This window comes from Trichothermofontia sp. (genome assembly GCF_053493415.1).
In genome coordinates this window covers 1-20130 of sequence record NZ_JBRCAD010000102.1, presented here as the reverse complement: position 1 = coordinate 20130, position 20130 = coordinate 1, and the positions used below count along the sequence as shown (strand labels likewise).

Sequence of the window (20130 nt, the reverse complement as noted above, 5' to 3'; positions counted from 1 at the left end):
GCCGAGACGGCTATCCCACGTTCAAAGGGTGTCTCCTGAGCCTAGGACCTAGGGAAGGGAGGCCAGGTGCTTCAATCATTCCCCTTGGGCAAGTCACTATCGCCAGTAAAATGGGGAACAGAACGATTGCCGATGGCCAGCCTACGATGACAGCCTTACGAATTGGAGTTGCGGGTCCAGTTGGGTCAGGGAAAACCGCCCTCGTGGATGTCCTGTGTAAAACCCTGCGTCAACAATACCAACTTGCGGTGGTGACCAATGATATCTATACCCAGGAAGATGCCAATTTCCTCGTGCGCAGTCAGGCCCTGGCCGCCGATCGCATCGTTGGGGTGGAGACAGGGGGCTGTCCCCATACGGCCATTCGGGAAGACGCCTCCATTAACCTGGTGGCGATCGCGCAACTAGAGCAACGCTTTCCTGACCTCGATCTGCTGTTTGTTGAAAGTGGTGGTGATAATCTGGCGGCGACCTTTAGCCCGGAATTGGTGGACCTAACCCTATATGTGATTGATGTGGCCGCAGGGGACAAAATTCCCCGCAAGGGGGGACCGGGCATCACCAAGTCTGACCTATTGGTGATCAACAAAACCGACCTAGCTCCCCTCGTTGGGGCTGATCTCAGCGTCATGGAGCGCGACGCGAAAACCATGCGGGGTGACAAGCCCTTTGTCTTTACCAATCTGAAGACCCAGACCGGAGTGGGGGCGATCGTGGATTTCATTCAGTTGCACCTCGTCGATGGAGTTAGCCCTGCAACCGTGACCCGCACCCATTAAGCAGAAGCAGCGAAGTGGTATGGCACTATGGCACCATAGGACAAGGTTAAGCGTGCGATCGCTGGGTATTCGATAGGAAGTTAGATAACCTTGCAAATTACATTCCTAGGGACAAGTTCTGGGGTGCCCACCCGCAGCCGTAATGTGTCGAGTATTGGCCTCCGGTTGCCGCAGCGGGCTGAGGTCTGGTTATTTGACTGCGGGGAAGGGACCCAACACCAGATTCTGCGTAGCGATCTCAAGATCAGCCAGATCCGCCGGATCTTTATCACCCACATGCACGGCGATCATCTCTTCGGGTTAATGGGGCTACTGGCCAGCTATGGTCTGGCGGGCAATCCGACGACGATCGATCTGTACGGTCCCCCACCGCTCAAAGACTACTTACGGGCCTGTGAACGCTATTCCCAAACCCGATTGTCGTTTCCCGTAACGATCCATCCCGTTGAACCAGGGATCATTTATGAAGACGATGACTTTGTGGTGACCTGTGCCCCCTTGACCCATCGGGTGCCGGCCTTTGGCTACCGAGTCGCGGAGAAGGATCGTCCTGGTCGCTTTGATTTGGCCAAGGCGCAGGCAATGCAGATTCCGCCAGGACCGATCTATGGCCAGTTGAAGCGTGGCGAGACCGTGACTCTGGCCGATGGGCAACAGTTACGGGGCCAGGATTTTTGTGGACCGACTGAAATAGGCCGCAAATTTGTTTACTGTACCGATACGATCTATTGCGAGCAAGCAGTCGCCTTGGCTGAGGATGCTGATGTCTTAGTTCATGAAGCTACCTTTGCCCACCAGGATGCGGAGTTAGCCTATCAACGGTTGCACTCAACCTCAACAATGGCAGCCCAAGTGGCCCTAGCTGCCCAGGTCCATTTGTTGATCATGACCCACTTCAGCCCCCGCTATGCACCGGGTAATGCGATCGTTTTCAATGATTTGCTCCAGGAAGCCCGGATGATCTTTGCTAATACCAAAATGGCCCATGATTTTATGACCCACGCAATTCATCGTCGTACCTAAGGCTGCAATATGCTCAAACGGAGACTCACGGCCATCAAGTGGCAAGCCCTATGGCAGCATTACGGATACGTTTGGGTGCGGCTTAGCCTGATCCTGCTACCAGCGATCGGGATGCTATTGATTATTCGCAACAATGGGGTAAATGTTCCCTATTATGACGAGTTCTCCAATCCTTTCCGGGTTTTGACGTTAGAGTATGCCGATCAATTAACCTCGGCTGAGATGACACGACAATTCAATGACAGTCGCAAACTCATTTCCAACGTTTTATTTATTTTGTTCTTCCGTATCTTCGGCCATTGGAACATTAAGTTTCAATTGTATTTTACCTGGTTTCTGGGCGTTCTCAATATTCTTCTATTGTGTTTATTAGTTGAACGTACTGCACAACGAAGTTATCCTAACTATCGCTGGTTATCACTTCTTGTTTTGATATCAATGAGTGCATTAATGTTCAGCTTTACCTCATACTATCGCTGGCTATGGGGAATTACTTTGCATCGACTCATCCCAGATTTTTGTATTGTCCTCTCTGCCGTAGTCGCTACCTTGAATTGGCGCAATATTACCAAATCGTTAGCTCTAGCTGGCTGTGCCACGATCGCCCTATTTTCCTTTTCTGGAGGTATTATTATCAGTCTCATTAATCTAGCTATGCTGTTAACCTTCAGAAATATTAGAATCACGCATATACTCATCTATTTATCTATTATTTTCATAGGTCTTTTTAATTTTTTTTATGATTATAAAGTACGCAATCCTGAACCAATTTATAATTTCGATTCTTCCCAGCTAGTAGGAGATTTTACTTTTATTATAGAATTTCTGGGAAATCCTTTTTCCGGACGCCATCACGAAGCATTTATCATTGGATTAGTGCTTTTAATTGTATTTTTATTCGGTTTAGTGTGGGGGGAGAGACATCAGCAATTCTCCCAGATCCTTGACAGTCAAAGCATTCATACTTATCGTCAAGCCTTGATTCCCTGGATCGCGATCGGGGGGTATGCCATTCTATGTGCTGCCCTAACCGCCTATTTCCGCTCCGGTGAAGAAATTGTTTCTGCATTAGATATTCGTTATATTCTTCACGCTAACTATCTAGCGATCGCGGTTCTAGGCATCATGTTGGTATTGATAACTCATTTAGGACATCGTTTGTTTTTTGATATCACCTTCAAGATCAATCAATTTAAAATAATCAGAATAAATTCTATCTTTATAATTGTCTTGATTTATTTATCGATTAGTTTACAGTTTATTCGATACAATCTTAAGATTTATCCTGAAATTCATCAACATAAATACAGGCTTTTATATGGTAAAGCCTGCTTACAACTCAATCCCTATTTGGAAGATATTAGCTGTCTAAAGAGCATTTTCCCAAATCCAACAACTCCGCAGTTTTTAGAAAAACTAGATCGGCTTCGTCGCTTAGCTATCCTACGACCAGGTATCCTCAAACTGAACAGTTATAAATCCTTTCAGACAAACACAATGATTGCACCAATGGCTTTTGGACAGGTCGATACCATACAGCCGCTTGCGGGAAATAAATGGCGAATTACTGGCTCAGCGCTCCTACCTATCAACCTGCGTCCTGCGGATGCGATCGTCGTGGTTGATCCGGTCCGCAGTGCGACAAGACAACAACTGACGATCGTGGCGATTGGCTATTGTGGCCTGCCGCGCCCAGACTTGTCACGGCAATTTGGCGATTACTATCGCTATGGAGGTTGGGCCGTTGAAGTCACTCCGCCATCCCGATCCCACAATCAGCTACAGTTTTTTGCCTTTGATGCCAGTCAAAACCATTTTTTTCGCCTAGCGCTATCCCCCCAGGCCTTAACCCCTCCCACCTTGGCTCCTGCCTCCCCCTAAATCTATGTTTCACCCCCAACTGGCTGGATCTTGGAAGTTGCGATTACTGGCGACGCGATGGGGCGGATTGCGGTGGGGACTAATTTTAACACCAGCAATCGTCATGCTGTTGATTATTGCGAACAATGGGGTAGATATTCCCTTTCAGGATGAATTTGATACACCATTTAAAGAAATTCTCAAGGGTCGCTTGGGAGATCTCAAGGCAGGTGACTTGGTTCGCCAATATAACGAGAGTCGTAAGCTAATTCCCACGGTCTTCTTCCTCGCCTTATTTCACTTATTTGGGTATTGGAACATTCAGTTTCAACTTTACTTTACCTGGGCATTTGGGGTTGCGATCGTCATCGCATTGTCAGCCCTAGTTGGCCAAACAGCAAACCGCCAGTATCCTGGCTATCCCTGGCTATCCCTGGTGACGCTATTCTGCATGAGCGCAATGATTTTCAGCCTGTCTTCCTACTATCGTTGGCTTTGGGGCATTACACTACATCGCCTGATCCCAGGTTTCTGCTTGATCCTATCTGCCCTTGTATTTACCTTAAGGTGGCACAATCTAACCAAGGCGTTGGTGATGGCCGGTTGCGCTACGATCGCCCTATTTTCTTTCTCTGGTGGAATTATTATCAGTGTTGTTAATCTAGTCAGTATATGCTGTTTAGGAGGTAATAAAATAAAGCCAATTATTGTTTATATAATATGTCTAGCAATCGCTTATTTTAATTTCTTTACTGATTATCATTTGCCAATAAAAACCCAAGAAAATATAGGACTAATATTACTGCCACGATTGCGCTTTTCGTTGGAGTTTTTGGGCAATCCCTTTACGAGTGACTATACGCTAGCCGGGGCGATCGGGTTGTTCCTCTGTGGTCTATTTTTCATGACCATTGGCTACTGCTTTGTCCTCAAGCCATGTGATCGTCGCTTTCTTGTGCCCTGGATTATGATCGGTGCCGGTTCGATGATTGATGCGGGATTTACTAGCCTGCGCCGTGCCCATATTTATCCCGATTCTTCTTTAGATTTGCGCTATATTTTCCATGCTAACTATCTCACGATCGCCCTCCTTGGTCTGGCGCTAGTGGTGATCACCCATCCCCATCGCTCCCTCCGCTCAGCTAGCCTATTCCCACACCAGTGTCCCCGGTTGGCTCTATTCGTCTTCCCGTATCTACTACTGGGGTATGCCTTTGTTCACTATAATCTTAAGATCTATCCAGATATTCATTATCACAAATATCGCTTGTTACAAGGCAAAGCATGTTTTCAACTAATTTCCTATCTAGAGAATGATACCTGTCTCAATACCATTTTTCATGATCCCAATAGCCTTAGATATCTCAAAGATATCAGCAGACCCATTCGTCGCTTCTCTATTCTAAAACCTGGTATCTTTCATGTCGATAACTATACCGATTTTCGCTCAAAACTAGCCATGACACCAACGGCGATCGGTCAAATTGAAGGGGTTACCCCAGCGAAAATTTCAGCCGATGTAGACCAGAGCATTGTGAGTGGCTTTGCGCTTTTACCTAATCAAGGCCGCCCAGCCGATGCGATCGTGGTTGTTGATGCTGTCCGTAGCCAAGCGATGAACCAGTTGGTTATTGTGACGGTTGGGAAAAGTGGGTTGCGACGCCCAGACCTCAACCAACGCTTAGGGTCTCGCTATCGCTATGCCGGTTGGTCAGTTGACCTTAGCACCCCCCCCTCCGCCCTTACTCCATTTGAATTCCTGGCCTTTGATGCTCAGCAGAACCAATTTTTCAGAATTCAGGATACCGCTTCTCCCTGAGTTGGTGAAGTTCCCTGTTCAGTCAAGCCGAGACGGCGATCCTATTATTCAGGGCACCTCGATTCATGTGGGATCAAGGCAGTTCAACCGCCCCAACCGACGAGATTACGTTGCTTGTGAGCGCAAAATTTGTCTTTTTCGAGGTGCCCTTCACTAGGTGCTCACCTGATGTTAGGATTTGCAACTAAGGCGATCGTGGCCCCTCGTTTTATCGCATAGTGAGTTCATGGTTCTGTTGCTGCCTGGAGGGGTAAACCCATGATCATCCACCCAGTGGCCGAGGTCATCGCTGTGACGGCTGCCGGTCCCCATTTCCCACTCGCCTTCACCCTTGTCTATGTGGTTGGTTTTATTGCCGCTGTTACGATCGGTTCGATCGCCTGGTATAACTCGAAACGCCCCCCTGGTTGGGAAGACCGAGAGCGTCCCAACATCATTCCCAAGGTTAACGCCCCTGACCAGGAGGGGAAATAGGCGCAGGCTGCTGTCTTCATGCTGACTTCCTTCACCTGGCTGACCCCCAGCCACGGCATTATGCTGGCCCTCTTGCTCACCTTTGCCACAGCCCACAGTGGGCTAGCGGCCCTACGACCGTGGGCGGAAGCCTGGATTGGACCACGGCTGTATCGGGTGATCTTTGCCCTAGTGAGCCTGCCCCTAGCGACGGCGTTGATTATCTACTTCATTAATCACCGCTACGATGGGGCGCAACTCTGGCAGTTACAGGGGACCCCTGGCATTCAAACCCTGGTGTGGGGCCTCTCGGCAATCTCCTTTCTGTTTCTCTATCCCGCCACCTTTAACCTGCTGGAAATTGCCGCCATTCAGAAACCCCAGGTGCATCTCTACGAAACTGGCATCATTCGCATTACCCGTCACCCCCAGATGGTGGGGCAGGTGATCTGGTGTATTGCCCACAGTCTGTGGTTAGGCACGACCTTTATGTTGGTTACCTCGGCGGGGTTGATCCTGCACCACCTGTTTGGCGTCTGGCATGGCGATCGCCGCCTGCTGGCCCGGTATGGAGATGCCTTTGTGAAAGTCAGGGAACGAACATCGATCGTCCCGTTTTTAGCGATCCTCCAGGGGCGGCAAACCCTTATCTGGCAGGAGTTTCTCAAGCCTGCCTACCTGGGGATATTAGCCTTTGTCCTGGGACTTTGGTGGGCACATCCCCTCCTGATCCGTGCCACGGGGAACGTTGCCTGGTAGGATGATCCCAAACCAAACCTTTAGAACGTGGGGAACGTTGTGCTATCGGTTAACGATAAAAAGTTTAAACACGAGGTTTTGGAATCACCAATTCCGGTTTTGGTCAATTTTTGGGCACCGTGGTGCGGGTTATGTCGGCTCGTGGAGCCGTCGCTACAGGATTTACAGGCCCAGTGGATAGGGCAGGTCAAACTGGTTTCGGTCAATGCCGATGAGAATTTCAGACTGGCCACTACCTATCGTCTCCGGAATTTACCCACCCTGCTCCTGATCGATCGCGGTCAGGTGATCCATCGCTTTGACAGCTTCAATGGCCGGGATGATCTGCGCCTCACTCTCAATTACCTCCTCCAAGATTGTATTCGCATCGAGCCGCCCTCCAGTCTTGATCCCCGCCCAGTCGGTTAGCGGTGTTACGAAACTTGCATGGGCACCTCGATTCCTTGGGATCGGGGCCGTGAAACTGCCCCAACCGATGGCTTCGTTGAGCCGCGCTAGCCACGGGTAAATAGTGTTGGAACAGGCCCAAGCGGGGGCTGGGGGGCAAACGATCGCGCCATTGCCGTGCGTAAATCACCAGCAGACCCAGACCGATCAGCACCATTGCTAAGCCAAGGCTAAACATACTCACTAACGTCATGCCATAGGCTGCTTGATGCAGGGCGATCGCCGACAGCAACAAGACTAGGGCCGTTGCCTGAGTTGCGGTGATCGCGGGATCAGGGGCTACATAGGGTGCAATTGTGAATGCTTGGGTTTCGCCACTATCGCCAATCTAAACCTCAAACCTTGGGGAGCAGTGGGATTGTCGCTTGCGGCTGGTCAGTAGCGAGTTAACCCACGGGTTGGGGAGCCAGTCCAGACGATATCCCCCGTAGCCTGGAAACTATTGCCATTGACCACGAGCGTGGGGGAGTCTGGCACCACTGATCGCCTCACCTTGGTCGTGGTGAGGCGTGGGCTCAAGAGGTACAGCGAACCAGGCAAGCAGGACGATTCTTGAATAAATTAGGCCGATTACACCAGTGTGGGTCAGTCCCATCGGTGTTGTCGAGCTTCATTGACTATCCCTTGAGCCTCTTCCAGGGAAATATTGTAGCGATCGCTCAAAAGTTGGGGAAGGCGATCGCAGTCGCGGTTAGGATTCAATTTTCGTTGTTGGGCGTAGGAAGGCAGAGCCACATTGCATAAATAAGGCGAAGGTTTCCCCTTTAGTTGAAGCGGTTCAAGATTCTGAACTTCGCGTGAGTTTACAAAAAATAGCAAGGCACCGCTGAGATTGGCATTGCTAAGGTTGGCATCGGTGAGTAAGGTACAGTTGAGGTCGGCATCGCTGAGATTGGCATGTTTGAGGTTGGCACCGCTGAGATTAGCGTATCTGAGGTTGGCACCGCTCAGGTTGGCATATCTGAGGTTGGCACCACTCAAGTTGGCACCACTCAGGTCGGCATTGATCAGATCCGCACCGCTGAGGTTGGCATCGCTGAGGTTAGCACCACTCAGGTTGGCATTGATCAGGTCCGCACCGCAGAGTTCTGCACCCTTGAGGTCGGCATTGATCAGGTCCGCACTATTGAGGAGTGCTCCACTGAGATCGGCACCGTTGAGGTCGGCATTGATGAGATCGACACCGTTGAGGTCAGCATTGATGAGGTCGGCTGTTTCTGGATTCCTGTTGGCCCTGCGCAAACTGAGCAACAGGAAGGCTCCACCGGCAACCATCAGAATCATCCTCACGCCGCTGTTGAGGCTTTCACGGTGTGGGTCAGTAAGGGCCGTTCTCTCCGGGGAGGCTAGGCGATCGCCGTCCTGAAGCCTACGATCAGGGAGTAACCACAGCCACCACATCATCCCGATAAGGACTGGAGCAGTGACCACTCCAATCACCCACAACTTATTGATCCTTATCTTTGGCAGCCACCGCTTGAATTGCGCTCGCATTCTTGAGACTTCCTCAACGCTGAGCATATTCATTATTATTTCCCTGATGCGAAAATGCTCTAATCTTTATGCCTGCTTAATTAATTCATGCACCCTAAAGTAAACGGGACTCTCTCGACAGTCTTCAAGGGGTGGATTTGGTACGATTGCAGCGGTATCGATGGGCAGATGCGGCATAGCGGCTAAAGTGAGCGGCGGCAGATAACGCTGAAACGAAGTGCAAGATCTTTAATACCGTCCGCTCCACGGTGTTGTTAGTCTATTTTCTACGAATTAGCCTTGATTGTAAGCCTCCAAAAACTCTTCTCTAGAAACACCAACCTGCGTACAAATTGCTCTTAGCGTTCCGCTCTTAATCTTCGACTGACTCGGCATCACGAGCGGTGTTTCTGTTCCGTCCTCGTTCTCTCAGCGCATCACGATATGCTCTCGATCACGAACAATTTCAAATCCTAATGCCTCAAACGCTTTGATAACCCGGTTCTTTGGCGCGTCTACTGGAAACTTCGGCATTAAACGGCAACTCCTGCTTCAGCAATGAAAACCTCCACTGAAGAAGTGTCTTCTAACATTTCCTTGCCAAAAACTTCAACGTAGCAAGCGATCGCAGATTTGACATCTGACAAGGCTTCTTCGTAAGTATCTCCCTGTCCAACAATTGCACCTACAACACCGATCGGGTAAGCAACATATCCATCTGGATGCTTCTCAATCACAATTTTGAACTGTTTCATGATTTTTTAGCGCTTGCAATATAACGATTATCTCGATTGAAATGTGATTTGGCTAGAATCTATTACGCCTATTATACCACAGATGTCAGTGTAGTACCAAGACCCAATTGAGCCATAGATATCAATCGTTATTCGCTCTCGGACTGCACATAATATTTCTCCGTTTGGAGATTTTCTCACGTTTGATGGAGGATCAAAAACAATGGCCATCCCTGTTTTTGAAACATTGCTATCGCGCTGCACAGAGGGAGGTGGAGGTAAATGCCTTGGCTCAGGAGTGCTGAGAGATGATTTAAAGGGTTGGGATGTGTCGGATGACGGAGGAAGAGGAGATGGACTTTGTTGAGTGACAGTTGAGGTTGAAGAAGGCTGGGATGGCTTTGATGGCAAGAATTTATCCCAATTTCCAATCACAGCAACACCTACTGTGCCAATCAAGCCTAATAAAGCCGCAATTACTTGGGGTCGAGAATTGCGATTATTTTTATCAGACATCGATTAACCACAATGTTCTCATTACTCAACTACGTCAAACTGATTTGATATTAAACACCAACCGAATAACCTTGCAACGACATCCCACCCACTGGAACGTAGACAGGCTAAAGGTGAAGTTGTGCGGCGGCAGACAACCTTGAACTCTCGCCGACAACCTCTGTTCCGTCTGCACCAACCTAGTGTTGGTTGCCTTGCAAGGCGCTAGATATAGCGTAAGACATTCCGCGAAAGCGAACTTATTAACGAAAAGGGGGAGTTTTTGATAATATAGAGTCGCGATCTATTCAGTATTATCGGAACCAATAACAATGCTTGGGGCTTCTAGAGCAGGACAGTATGTAAAACAGATAGAGGGCTACAGAGCCTTTATACCTAATCCACTCCCGCCTGTGCCTGAGATTATTATGGATCAGGAAATGTGGAATTTGCTATCGCAAGCAGATCGTGCTTTGGGTCGCTTAGACGGAGCAACGGATGCGCTCCCAAACCCAGACTTATTTGTATTCATGTACGTTCGTAAAGAAGCAGTTTTGTCAAGCCAAATTGAAGGTACACAAGCATCTTTGATCGATGTTCTAGAATTTGAATCTCAGGCTTTACAACCAGATAATCCTCAAGATGTGGCAGAGGTTGTTAACTACATCTCTGCGATTAATTATGGTCTTGAGCGACTCAAAGAATTACCTGTATCTTTGCGATTAATTCGAGAAATTCACCAAGAGTTAATGAAAGGAGTGCGAGGTGCTGAGCGCAATCCAGGAGAGTTTCGCCGAAGCCAGAATTGGATTGGTGCAGGAGGATGTTCCCTGGCTGAAGCAAGCTATGTTCCTCCGCCACCCCATGAAATGCTCCAAGCTCTCGATAATTTGGAAAAATTTTTGCATAGCCCACAACCTATGCCTACCTTAATCAAGGTTGGATTAGCTCACGCCCAATTTGAAACTATTCATCCTTTTCTCGATGGCAATGGAAGAACAGGACGATTATTAATTACCTTTCTGCTATGTGAGCAAAATATACTACAACGCCCGTTGCTTTACATTTCTTACTATTTCAAGAAGTACCGCAGCGAATATTACGACCGCCTTCAGGCTGTTCGAGACAGTGGTAACTGGGAAGGTTGGCTTAAATTCTTTTTGCGTGGCGTTTACGAAGTCGCTCAAGAAGCTGCTGCTACTGCCCGTAAAATCGTCAACTTGAAAGAGGAACATCGCCAATTAGTACTTAATGCGATGGGACGTAGGTCAGGTAATGCGATCGCCTTGCTTGAGAGCCTTTATTTCAGACCGATTTTTACTGTAGAACATGCTGAGGCAATTACCAATCTGTCATATCCTAATGCAAACACTTTAATCAAGGATCTTATCGATATAGGTCTGCTGCAAGAAATCACTGGACAAAAGCGCAATCGAGCATTTTCTTATGCTCCGTACTTGGCTGTCTTCCGGGATTCCTAGTGGCGACTGCAACTTCAGAAGCTTTTAGCGATGGGGCCAGTCATGGGGCAACATTTCCCATTGGCAGCCACTGCGTTGCACATAGAAAATCGCAAACTGAGGAGTGAGAAGTGAGGAGTGAGAAGTGAGCGAGGATGGATCTCTATTCTCTTTTCTCTCTCCTATTTCCTCAGTGCGGGGATGGCCAAACCCTTTCGGTTACGGCAAGAGTGGCGCTAGTACGGCCCACTCGGCATCACTCAAGTCACTACCGATCTGCCGCAACTGTGGATTCTCGCCAGTGCCATTACCCAACCCCAACTCACCGGACTGGGGGCGATCGCGCAACCCGATTGGCCCACTGGGGTTTACCACTTGCCAAGCCTGCTGCGAACCGCCATGATCGATATTAGTCAGTATTAGTCAGTTACCCGTCACCCGCGAGACGCTCTGGTTGCGATTGCTGGGTAAAGGCCAGACCCAGGAACAAGCGATCGCAGAGGTGATTGCTCTACCGCCAACTGATCCAGAGCGGGCGATGGCACTAAGGCTACTCTCGACGTGGAAGATTACGATCGACACCGACCCCCCAGAGATTATTGATAGCGAGGAGCAACGCTTAACTATGGCACTCTCACAAGCCTTTCTGGAATGGGAACAAGCCACCGAAAATCGGGGCGTACAGCAAGGACAGCGACAGGTTGTGGAAAATTTGCTGCGGGCACGCTTTGGTGAACTAGATGCCCAATTGCAGGCGATCGTCCCAGCAATCCTTGCATTACCGCCCGAAGACTATACCCCCCTGTTGTTACAACTATCGCGGGCCGAACTACTCGATCGCTTTCAAGCCCAGTAAGCCGCGATCGCAGGAGATTGCCCAGGACTAGTACATCAAACATAAAGTTGGGCAACGTTAGTAGTAACGACTTTAGTCGTTGCAGGCTAAAGCCAGCACTACGAACGTTGCAGAAGGGCGGGTTTATCAAGATTAGCTGTTTGCTCACTAATTTATCGACAAAACCCGCCCCGACAGGTTACTCGGTGATCGCGGCACCAGGGGCGACACCCACACCGTCGCCGCATCGTAGAAATCAGCCCGTTGCTCCAGATTAAATCCGCCCAACAACACCCCAATCCACACCGCCACCAACGGTAACTTCAGCTCTGGAAATCCCGGCGGCATAACTGGTCCAGCCTCATTCACCTCATCGTGCAATTGCTGCAAACTGGCTTGCAACTCCCCTAACCGTGCCCAACACCGTTGCTGAATCACCCCTGCCAAGCGCTCAAACACCACCCCCGCCACCTGCAACTGCTGCGACAGGGCTAAGTTGGGAAGCCCGCTCTCTAGGACCGCAAACACCCCTGGGATGCATAACTATTCCGGTTCCGCTTCGACTAATTGCAGCGATCGCTCTAACCCCACCGGCAACGTCACCACCCTCTCAGGCATCAAGATTCCTCCCAACGTAACGGATTAGTCTAAAAGTTGTTAATCCCAACAAACTGTTAGTTTGCTGCGATATGAATTAGGCTGATAGCGAGAAACTCCCTGGCATCGGGGGGTGGGGTTTGCTGGGAAGGGCGATCGTGCCTAATTCAGCATGAGGAGGAACGCAATGCAACGACCGATACCGAAGCCCGTGTTGCTCCCGGTGGGGGTGCTCAAGCAGTCGGATGAAGTCGAGCCGGTGGGCTGGGTGGCGGAGTTTTTGGCGGCACGGGCGATCGCGCCGCGGACTCGGCGGGAGTATGAGAAGGATTTGCAGGATTTCCAACAGTGGTACGGCGGGGAATGGGAAACGGTCACGCCGGGAATCGTGCGGCAGTATCGTGATGACTTGTTAGCAAAGGGGAAAGCGGCGACGACGGTTAGGCGACGGTTGGGGACGTTGAAGGCGTTCTATAAGTGGTTGGGGCAGATGGGGCGGGTTGCAGGGAATCCCACCTTGGCGTTGGAGTTGCCGCCGGTGTTGGCTCCGGAGGCGAATGATCTCAGTGAGGAGGAGGTGGCGCAGATTTATGCAGCGGTGCTGGCGGGACGGTGGGCGCTGCGCGATTCTCCGGTGGAGACGCTGCGCGATCGGGCGTTGGTGTCGGTGTTGTTGCATGGGTTGCGGGCACAGTCGGTGTCGCTGCTTGATGTGGGGAATTACGATGGGTTGCGGTTGCATGTACGGCAGGATAAGGCGGATAGCAAGGGGTTTGTGCCGCTCCTGGCGTGGGCACGGACGGATATTGAAGTGTATTTGGAGTGGCGACGGAAGCAGGGGGAGGTCGTCGAGGCTACGAGTCCGTTGTTTGTTTCGTATTCACGGCGCAGTTTGGGGCAGCGGTTGACCTATTGGGGGATTCGCGAGGTGATGGATCGGTTACGGGAGGCAACGGGGATTGATGTCCATGCGCACCGGTTTCGCCATACGTTTGCGACGACGTTGTTGCTCAAGGGGATGGATAGTTTTAAGGCGATGACGTTGACGCGGCACAAGTCGGTGCAGGCGTTTAAGCGCTATGTGCAACGGGCAGAACAGGCGGCGGCAGAACAGGAGTTCTGGGAGCGGTTGGAGTAAGGGCTGAGTGATTGCTTTATATGAGTGATTGCTTTATAAGTAGGTTGCCATAGAAACTTAATAAAATAGTGAGGACATCATCCCTTCTTACCATTCAAGATGCCTGCTCCCTTGCAAGTCGAGTTAATCGTTGAGGAAGACATCACCCTACGAGAACTGAGTTAACCACCGCAGTACCGCGTCGAACTCGTCAACGGGCAATGGCTGTGCGCCTCAACAGTGCTGGGTGGCGGGTGGGGCAAATTGCTCAACATTTACACCTGCATAAACATACTGTGCGACGTGCCCTTCGCCAGTGGCAAACCGTGGCAATCTATGGGCTGTGGGAGCAACACCACCCAGGACGACAACGGCGTTGACAAGAGGCAGATGCCAACGCCGTCGAGCAATGGTTGCGGGAAGAGCGGAGTTACACCCGTCTCCAACTGTGAGGTATAAACGCGCCGACTGGAAGCTGCTCAAGCAGTGGGCAACAGAAGGATTGGTGCGGGTGCTGTATCTAGATGAAAGTGGGTTTGAGCAAACGAGTCCCTTGACCTACAGCTATGTCAAACGTGGGCAGCAGTTTGACTACGGCAGGGTGGTGGGAGGCTTCAACCGTGATCGCGATTTGACTTTGATGCACTGGCAAGCCGAACGCGCCAAAGCGCACTGGCAAGCAACTGAACAAATCACCGTGATTGTTCAAGATGGAGCCTCATTTCATTGATCAAAGGCGGTACAAGCCTGGTGGCAACCAAGGTTCATGGGCCGGAAATTGGCGACGGATGAACGCCAGCGCCTCCCGCTCCCAGGGGAAATTGGATTCAGCAACAGTGGTCCAGTTAGATGTCATAGCAAACAGATCCCTATTGCAAAAGAACTCGTCAAATTCCCTCGTTAGCCTTGCTTACAGGTAGCGATATGATCAACCATTCGGTGTGCGCTCAGACAACAGGTTATCCAGGCGAGTAGCGTAGCCGGTCAACTCCACATAGCCTTTGCCCTGTAAAGGCTGATGCGCCATATTGCCATGAAAAGCCACGGCTCCTTCCCAGTAGGTCGCGGTGGCGGTGTGCAATTCCTGGTTCGCCAGTAACGATTTGCCCTGGAGACTGAGATCCAACTTAGGAATTTCGATCCGCCATTGAGCGGGATACACAGCCTGACTCCTGGGACTTTTCCAGGTATCCAGAGTCGTCACCGTCCAATCTTGAAAACTGAGGGGTTGAGTGCTGCCATCCGGTGCCATAAAGGTGCCTGCGGAGGTTGACGCCAACGTGCCATCCTCCCGTCGCAACAGATAGAGCATCAGGGCAGAGCCATTGTCGAATTGCAGGGAAAACCAATCCCAGCCGATCGTCCCCGGGGTCAGGGCACTGGTGGAGTATTCGTGATCCTTCCAGGTCAGCCCTTGGACGGCGTAGGATTTGCCATTGAGGACGATCGTCCCGGTTGTGGGTTGCTGCACCAGGGAGTAGTAATAGGAGGCATTGCCCGGTTCCATCCCCTTCTGGCTGAGACCGAGATCGCCCTGGAGGATGGGGGGCAGGGTTTGTTGCACGAGCAGGTCCAGCGCCACATTTTCTGCCTTTGCTTGCAGTCGCACCTGCCCCGCTCCTACCGCCGTTGCCGACCAATCTTGTAGCCACACCTGATAGGGTGTACCGCTTGCCCCGGCCAACGCCAAATTGCCCCGGCTGAATCGCTCATAGGGATAGAAGTGACGGTCTTGAATATCGCTTACCGTAAAATGGGCTGAATAGATTTGGTGGCTGCGCCATTGGGAATCTGTTGTTGCCGGCGTAGGCGTCAGGGCTTGCCGAAAGAAGGTGAGTTGGTAGCCAAAGGGGCGGCCTGCTTCCGTTTCCAGATTGCCCGTGTAATACCACCACTCGGTCTGGTACTCCGGGTGGGGACCAAAATCTTGGGGGAAATGCCAATCCTGAGGCTTTAGCGCTTTACGAAATTGAGCAGCATGGGGCGGGGCGTCCACCCAGGTGAGTTGGGTATGCGTTGCCCAGGCGGGTTGTGCCCAGAACAGCATCAGGGTGATGAATAGAATTAGCCATCGTTGCATAAGCCCTACTCCTCCCGTACTGCCGCTGCAATATTCATGCGTCCCAAGCGCACGGCTGGATAGATCCCGGCCAGTAACGCCGCCACCACCGCCACCAGCCAAGCCTGCCAGAAGTACTTAGCGGCCAGGGCCATTTGCAGCGTCCAGCCGAACGATCGCACATTAATCACGTAAATCAAAATCCAAGCCAGAACATAGCCCAAGGGTAGGGCCAACAGACCCGCCATTGCCCCCATCAGCCCGGTTTCCAGGAGAGTGAGGAAGCCTAACTGGCGGGGGGTCATTCCCGTGGCCCGCAGAATGCCAATTTCGCGTGTCCGCTCCAATTGCAGACTCATCAACGTACTGAGAACGCCGATGAAGGCCACCACTACCGCCAGAAGACGGAGGGCATTGGTAATAGCAAAGGTGCGATCGAAGATTTCTAATGACCCCTGACGCAGGCTAACGTTGGACTGCACAGCCAAACTTTGTTGATCATTGAACTGAGTCTTGATTGCCGCTACCACGGCTTCCACATCGACATCGGGTTGGGTAAACAGTCCCAGAGAGGCCACACTCGCGTCGTGCCAGAATTGCTGGTAGACATCGTTATCCAAAATGATGGTGCCGCGATCGGAGGAGTAATCATAGAAAACCGCTAGGACGGGAAAGGTCTGATTGCCTGCTGGCGTTCGCAGCGTAATGGTTTCCGGTGGTGCAGACAGGTTCTCCCGCAGGATCAGGGCTTCGGAAATGATCGCGCCCTGGCCAGCATTGAGGGCTACCCAGGGATCTTTGCCCAGATCGGGGCGAATCCAGGCATAGGGCCGTTTCCCCTGGGAGACATCGCCATCCGCAGCAATCAGCTTCACCGGTTTGTTGTAATCCACCACCTGCACATCGGCATCATTGTAGGTCACCACTTTGGCAACGCCAGCAAAGGTTTTGAGTTGCGCCACGATCGCCGGATCGACTTTGCCTAACACCCGATTCGCGGTGGTACTGGGGGGTGAGACATAGATATCGGCCTGAAGGGTTTGATCGAGCCATTGCACCACGGTTCCCCGAAAGGAACCGACCATGATGGAAACGCCTACAATCACGGAAACCGATACCATCAGAGCGGCGATCGCGACTGAAGTCCGACTCAGCGATCGCAAGATATTCCGGGGGGCCAGTTTGCCAAATACGCCCACCATCGGTTGTCCCACCATCGCCACCCCCCGCATCAGCAGGCTGACCAGGGGTGGGGTTAGCAAGGCCGCCCCCAGCAGCACCGCAAACAATCCGGCAAAGGCAGCAACCAGCCCACCCGACTGCCAGCGCAGCAGCGCAATTCCTACCAGGGTCATCGCCATCCAAACCAGCACCAGTTTGGGGAGTAACGCCGCTACCTTACTTTCTAAGGTCGATCGCTGGAGCGTGAGGGTGGGAGAGGTCTGCATCGCTTCGATCGCGGGTATGGCGGCAGCCATCAGTGCTGAGATAATACCGACCACCCAGCCTTTTGCGATCGTCCACTTCGACAACGTTACCTGCTGTACATTTACGATGAAATAAAAATCATTAATGGTCTGGGTAATCAAACCGACAATGCTACGGCCCAGCCCGATACCCAGAACAATGCCTATCCCAGAACCAATCACACTAAAAATGGCTGCTTCTGACAAAATCAGGGTCAAAAGTTGTCCTTGGGTTACACCGATGCAACGCAGAATGCCAAACAACGGACGACGCTGCACCACACTGAAGGTGACGGTGTTGTAAACCAGAAACATACCCACGACCAGCGCCAGCAAACTCAAGGCTGTCAGATTTAACTCAAAAGCCGCAGTCATCTGCTGCACGGCATTCTTTTGGGCCTCTGCGGTTTCGACCTGTAGATCCGTGGGTAAGGTCTGGATAATCGCTTCTAAATCCTGCGGTTGATGCACGATCAAATCGATGTGACTGAGCCGTCCCACCTGACCCAAGATTTCCTGAGCAGTGGCGATATCAGCAAACAAAAAATTACTCAGGGCACGGCGATTCAACTGATCAGTTGTGGCAACCGTACCGACCAGCACAGCCGTTTTCATCTGTCCCGCCACATCAAGATGGAGGGTTGCTCCCAATGCCAGCCCATTGCGATCGGCGGTATCTTTTAACAGGACGATCGTGTTGGGTTCTGTAAGAAACTGCACAAACCCATTACCACTGCTGCCCGCGTCGGTGAAATAGTTGCGAAAGGGGGACTCGGCAAATAAATCCACCCCCACCAGGCGGCAGGGTTGGTTGCCTAATTCTGGAACCTTGACATACCCCTCGACGATCGGAGCCGCATCCACCTGGCCAAACTGACGTTTGAGGCGAGCATAAATCGTTTCATCAATGCCAGCGGGCGCGATCGCCTCAATTCGATGGGTGGCTTTGCCGGTAATCGCGTCTGTAGACAGGGCAAAGGCCCGCTGAGCAGATCCATTCGCCAGATCGATAGCAACCATCATCGCTACCCCCAAGGCAATCCCCAGAATGCAAAGGAGATAGGGGAGAGGTCGCAGTTGCAATCGTTGCCATGCCAGTCGCCAGAGGGGCCGGTTTGAGGCGATCGCGCCATTGGGTAAGGGTTGAATCATGGCTTCAGGCTGCTATTTCAATCAGGGTTTCGGGATGGATGGTGACGGGGATGAGATGGCCATCATGGACCCGCAGTACCCGATCGGCCTGTCTGGCAATGTCCGGGTTATGGGTCGCCATGATCAGGGTTTTGTGCATTGTGCGCGTCAAATCCAGCAGCAATTGCAGGACCTTCTCCCCAGTTTCCTCATCCAGATTCCCCGTCGGTTCATCTGCCAGGACCAGTTGCGGATCGTGGGCTAACGCACGGGCGATCGCCACCCGCTGTTGTTGTCCTCCCGATAGCTTGTCAGGAAAGGTATGGCGGCGATCGGCCAGTTCCACCCGTTCTAAGAGCTTGAGGGCCGATGCCTGTGCTTCTTTTGGCGATCGGCCTGCCAGTTCCTGCGGTAGGGTGATATTCTCCAATACCGTCAGGGTGGGAATCAGGTTAAAAAACTGGAAGACAAAGCCAATCTGGTCTCGCCGTAGCAGGGTGCGCGATCGTTCGTTTAATGCCGTAATCGCCTGACCGTTAATCCGGATGGTGCCTTGCGAGGGCTGATCAATGCCGCTGACCAGGTTTAACAACGTACTCTTGCCACTGCCGCTGTGGCCCAATAGGACGACAAACTCCCCCGGTGAGACACGCAGGGTCACCTGGTTTAAAACCGTTCGCTGCAAATCCCCTTCCTGGAAGGTTTTGCTGACCTGTTCCAGTTCCACCAAAGCACCCTGAGGTTGAGAATTCTGGTTTGTCTGTTGACTTGCCACCCAAGTACCTCAATTGATTCAAGTAACCGTCATAAATTTTAAACAATATTGATGACTGAATCGTAATGACTCAGCATCACGACTCAGCATCACGACTCAACATCACGACTCAGCATCACGACTCAGCATTGAGTGTCGGGAACACTGGATGACCCCTAAATGGAGTCTGAACGATGAAAATTCAGGGTTGTGCAGTTTTTTCAACACAAAAGCACAAAGACACGAAGATAAGGCGGTTGTGGGGGCAGATTGCCGTTAACGGTCTATGGGGAAATGACAATTTCATTGAACCTGTCCCCTTGGAATTGGGCGGGTTTATCAGGATTTTTAGTCTTCGATGAAGATTTAAGAGTAACCCGCCCCTACCAATAATAGGGATCAATTTCCCAGACGATCGCGCAAAAAACTTTGTCTTTGTGAACGTCCCATCCCCGCATTCGCTACTGGTTCGATTTTGGCGATCGCCTGCTCAAAACTTCTCGCTGCCCCATCCCCCGCCTGATAGACCTTCGTCGCCCAACCCGCAACCTCCTCGATCGCACTCTCGACCTGCACCTAGTTTAGGCAGCCAGCTTCCATCCCCATCCTGCTGCCAGTCGTAACAAGACCGACCATGCCAACAAAAAAGCCCTGACTGAAACAGCCAGAGCGCTCAAGCCTCAATTCCAAAAACCGAAATAGGGAGAAACCAATCAGGAGCAGTCAAATCAGCGAAAACCTTTAGTGAATCCCAAAAGAGAACAGCACCAGAGCCGTCACAAACAACGTCGCCAGACCGCCTTGCAGCGCATACCGTTGTTGCTGGAACGCCGAGGGATAGGTGGCATAGTACATTTCCGGCTCTTTAG

Annotated in this window: 21 protein-coding genes and 1 pseudogene; 12 read left to right on the top strand and 10 right to left on the bottom strand. The window is 51.3% G+C overall.

From position 1 onward, the window contains the following. The first annotated feature begins 146 nt into the window (after window positions 1–146). The 7 genes from ureG (at window position 147) to ACWIUF_RS08650 (ending at window position 7101) form a co-directional block, all read left to right on the top strand. Window positions 147–779, top strand: a complete 633-nt coding sequence (ureG, locus tag ACWIUF_RS08680; protein ID WP_448571919.1) for an urease accessory protein UreG — start codon at window positions 147–149, stop codon at window positions 777–779. Window positions 780–869: 90 nt separating this feature from the next. After that, window positions 870–1802 carry a ribonuclease Z gene (locus ACWIUF_RS08675; RefSeq protein WP_448571918.1) on the top strand — a complete coding sequence of 311 codons (933 nt, stop codon included), beginning with the start codon at window positions 870–872 and terminating at the stop codon, window positions 1800–1802. A gap of 111 nt (window positions 1803–1913) precedes the next feature. Then, window positions 1914–3683 (top strand): hypothetical protein, encoded by a 1770-nt coding sequence (locus ACWIUF_RS08670; protein WP_448571917.1) that lies wholly within the window; start codon window positions 1914–1916, stop codon window positions 3681–3683. 103 nt (window positions 3684–3786) lie between these two features. Continuing rightward, complete coding sequence (locus ACWIUF_RS08665) at window positions 3787–5481, top strand: hypothetical protein (protein ID WP_448571915.1); 1695 nt, start codon at window positions 3787–3789, stop codon at window positions 5479–5481. Between the two features lie 258 nt (window positions 5482–5739). Further along, the gene (gene psb35, locus ACWIUF_RS08660) at window positions 5740–5955 is read left to right on the top strand and encodes a photosystem II assembly protein Psb35 (RefSeq protein WP_448571914.1); all 216 of its coding nucleotides are present in this window, start codon (window positions 5740–5742) and stop codon (window positions 5953–5955) included. An 18-nt stretch (window positions 5956–5973) separates the two neighbouring features. Beyond that, on the top strand, window positions 5974–6693 hold the full coding sequence (locus ACWIUF_RS08655; RefSeq protein ID WP_448571912.1) for an NnrU family protein: 720 nt from the start codon (window positions 5974–5976) through the stop codon (window positions 6691–6693). Between the two features lie 39 nt (window positions 6694–6732). Next, window positions 6733–7101, top strand: coding sequence for a thioredoxin family protein (locus tag ACWIUF_RS08650; protein WP_448571910.1), 369 nt, complete (start codon window positions 6733–6735; stop codon window positions 7099–7101). A 624-nt stretch (window positions 7102–7725) separates the two neighbouring features. Here the strand turns inward: ACWIUF_RS08650 and ACWIUF_RS08645 are convergent. After that, a complete protein-coding gene (locus ACWIUF_RS08645) occupies window positions 7726–8544 on the bottom strand; it encodes a pentapeptide repeat-containing protein (protein WP_448571908.1) in 819 nt (272 codons plus the stop codon). Between the two features lie 602 nt (window positions 8545–9146). Further along, window positions 9147–9368, bottom strand: a complete 222-nt coding sequence (locus ACWIUF_RS08640; protein WP_448571907.1) for a type II toxin-antitoxin system HicB family antitoxin — start codon at window positions 9366–9368, stop codon at window positions 9147–9149. Between the two features lie 887 nt (window positions 9369–10255). On the opposite strand from ACWIUF_RS08640, the gene ACWIUF_RS08635 reads away from it, so the two are divergent. Next, window positions 10256–11323, top strand: coding sequence for a Fic family protein (locus ACWIUF_RS08635; RefSeq protein ID WP_448571906.1), 1068 nt, complete (start codon window positions 10256–10258; stop codon window positions 11321–11323). Between the two features lie 198 nt (window positions 11324–11521). On the opposite strand, the gene ACWIUF_RS08630 is transcribed toward ACWIUF_RS08635, so the two are convergent. Beyond that, on the bottom strand, window positions 11522–11677 hold the full coding sequence (locus tag ACWIUF_RS08630; protein ID WP_448571904.1) for a transposase: 156 nt from the start codon (window positions 11675–11677) through the stop codon (window positions 11522–11524). Between the two features lie 79 nt (window positions 11678–11756). On the opposite strand from ACWIUF_RS08630, the gene ACWIUF_RS08625 reads away from it, so the two are divergent. Beyond that, complete coding sequence (locus tag ACWIUF_RS08625) at window positions 11757–12158, top strand: hypothetical protein (protein ID WP_448571902.1); 402 nt, start codon at window positions 11757–11759, stop codon at window positions 12156–12158. Window positions 12159–12305: 147 nt separating this feature from the next. Here the strand turns inward: ACWIUF_RS08625 and ACWIUF_RS08620 are convergent, their stop codons facing one another. Continuing rightward, window positions 12306–12665, bottom strand: a complete 360-nt coding sequence (locus tag ACWIUF_RS08620; RefSeq protein ID WP_448571901.1) for a hypothetical protein — start codon at window positions 12663–12665, stop codon at window positions 12306–12308. Between the two features lie 256 nt (window positions 12666–12921). Here ACWIUF_RS08620 and ACWIUF_RS08615 point away from each other — a divergent pair, with 256 nt between their 5' ends. From ACWIUF_RS08615 to ACWIUF_RS08605, 3 genes and pseudogenes are all read left to right on the top strand, one after another. Beyond that, window positions 12922–13872 carry a tyrosine-type recombinase/integrase gene (locus ACWIUF_RS08615; protein ID WP_448571899.1) on the top strand — a complete coding sequence of 317 codons (951 nt, stop codon included), beginning with the start codon at window positions 12922–12924 and terminating at the stop codon, window positions 13870–13872. A 191-nt stretch (window positions 13873–14063) separates the two neighbouring features. Continuing rightward, window positions 14064–14231: pseudogene (locus ACWIUF_RS08610) on the top strand (helix-turn-helix domain-containing protein); the annotation flags it as partial. A 68-nt stretch (window positions 14232–14299) separates the two neighbouring features. Then, window positions 14300–14581 (top strand): hypothetical protein, encoded by a 282-nt coding sequence (locus ACWIUF_RS08605; protein ID WP_448571898.1) that lies wholly within the window; start codon window positions 14300–14302, stop codon window positions 14579–14581. Here ACWIUF_RS08605 and ACWIUF_RS08600 read toward each other — a convergent pair whose 3' ends face one another. The 6 genes from ACWIUF_RS08600 to psb34 all read right to left on the bottom strand — a co-directional run bounded on the left by ACWIUF_RS08600 (window position 14582) and on the right by psb34 (window position 20116). Continuing rightward, window positions 14582–14707 carry a hypothetical protein gene (locus ACWIUF_RS08600; RefSeq protein ID WP_448571896.1) on the bottom strand — a complete coding sequence of 42 codons (126 nt, stop codon included), beginning with the start codon at window positions 14705–14707 and terminating at the stop codon, window positions 14582–14584. A 72-nt stretch (window positions 14708–14779) separates the two neighbouring features. Further along, window positions 14780–15931, bottom strand: a complete 1152-nt coding sequence (locus ACWIUF_RS08595) for a lipocalin-like domain-containing protein (RefSeq protein WP_448571895.1) — start codon at window positions 15929–15931, stop codon at window positions 14780–14782. Window positions 15932–15936: 5 nt separating this feature from the next. Beyond that, window positions 15937–18528, bottom strand: a complete 2592-nt coding sequence (locus ACWIUF_RS08590; protein WP_448571894.1) for an ABC transporter permease — start codon at window positions 18526–18528, stop codon at window positions 15937–15939. A gap of 4 nt (window positions 18529–18532) precedes the next feature. Continuing rightward, the gene (locus ACWIUF_RS08585) at window positions 18533–19282 is read right to left on the bottom strand and encodes an ABC transporter ATP-binding protein (RefSeq protein WP_448571892.1); all 750 of its coding nucleotides are present in this window, start codon (window positions 19280–19282) and stop codon (window positions 18533–18535) included. A gap of 378 nt (window positions 19283–19660) precedes the next feature. Continuing rightward, window positions 19661–19837 (bottom strand): hypothetical protein, encoded by a 177-nt coding sequence (locus tag ACWIUF_RS08580; protein ID WP_448571891.1) that lies wholly within the window; start codon window positions 19835–19837, stop codon window positions 19661–19663. 165 nt (window positions 19838–20002) lie between these two features. Beyond that, window positions 20003–20116 carry a photosystem II assembly protein Psb34 gene (gene psb34, locus ACWIUF_RS08575; protein WP_448571929.1) on the bottom strand — a complete coding sequence of 38 codons (114 nt, stop codon included), beginning with the start codon at window positions 20114–20116 and terminating at the stop codon, window positions 20003–20005. Window positions 20117–20130 lie beyond the last annotated feature (14 nt).

What these genes read in the sequence shown, in the direction of transcription:
- ureG (WP_448571919.1), top strand. Translation starts at nt 147, where the DNA reads ATGACAGCCTTACGAATTGGAGTTGCGGGTCCAGTTGGGTCAGGGAAA.
- ACWIUF_RS08670 (WP_448571917.1), top strand. Translation starts at nt 1,914, where the DNA reads ATGCTATTGATTATTCGCAACAATGGGGTAAATGTTCCCTATTATGAC.
- ACWIUF_RS08665 (WP_448571915.1), top strand. Translation starts at nt 3,787, where the DNA reads ATGCTGTTGATTATTGCGAACAATGGGGTAGATATTCCCTTTCAGGAT.
- psb35 (WP_448571914.1), top strand. Translation starts at nt 5,740, where the DNA reads ATGATCATCCACCCAGTGGCCGAGGTCATCGCTGTGACGGCTGCCGGT.
- ACWIUF_RS08655 (WP_448571912.1), top strand. Translation starts at nt 5,974, where the DNA reads ATGCTGACTTCCTTCACCTGGCTGACCCCCAGCCACGGCATTATGCTG.
- ACWIUF_RS08645 (WP_448571908.1), bottom strand. Translation starts at nt 8,544, where the DNA reads ATGATGTGGTGGCTGTGGTTACTCCCTGATCGTAGGCTTCAGGACGGC.
- ACWIUF_RS08640 (WP_448571907.1), bottom strand. Translation starts at nt 9,368, where the DNA reads ATGAAACAGTTCAAAATTGTGATTGAGAAGCATCCAGATGGATATGTT.
- ACWIUF_RS08615 (WP_448571899.1), top strand. Translation starts at nt 12,922, where the DNA reads ATGCAACGACCGATACCGAAGCCCGTGTTGCTCCCGGTGGGGGTGCTC.
- ACWIUF_RS08600 (WP_448571896.1), bottom strand. Translation starts at nt 14,707, where the DNA reads ATGACATCTAACTGGACCACTGTTGCTGAATCCAATTTCCCCTGGGAG.
- ACWIUF_RS08595 (WP_448571895.1), bottom strand. Translation starts at nt 15,931, where the DNA reads ATGCAACGATGGCTAATTCTATTCATCACCCTGATGCTGTTCTGGGCA.
- ACWIUF_RS08590 (WP_448571894.1), bottom strand. Translation starts at nt 18,528, where the DNA reads ATGATTCAACCCTTACCCAATGGCGCGATCGCCTCAAACCGGCCCCTC.
- psb34 (WP_448571929.1), bottom strand. Translation starts at nt 20,116, where the DNA reads ATGTACTATGCCACCTATCCCTCGGCGTTCCAGCAACAACGGTATGCG.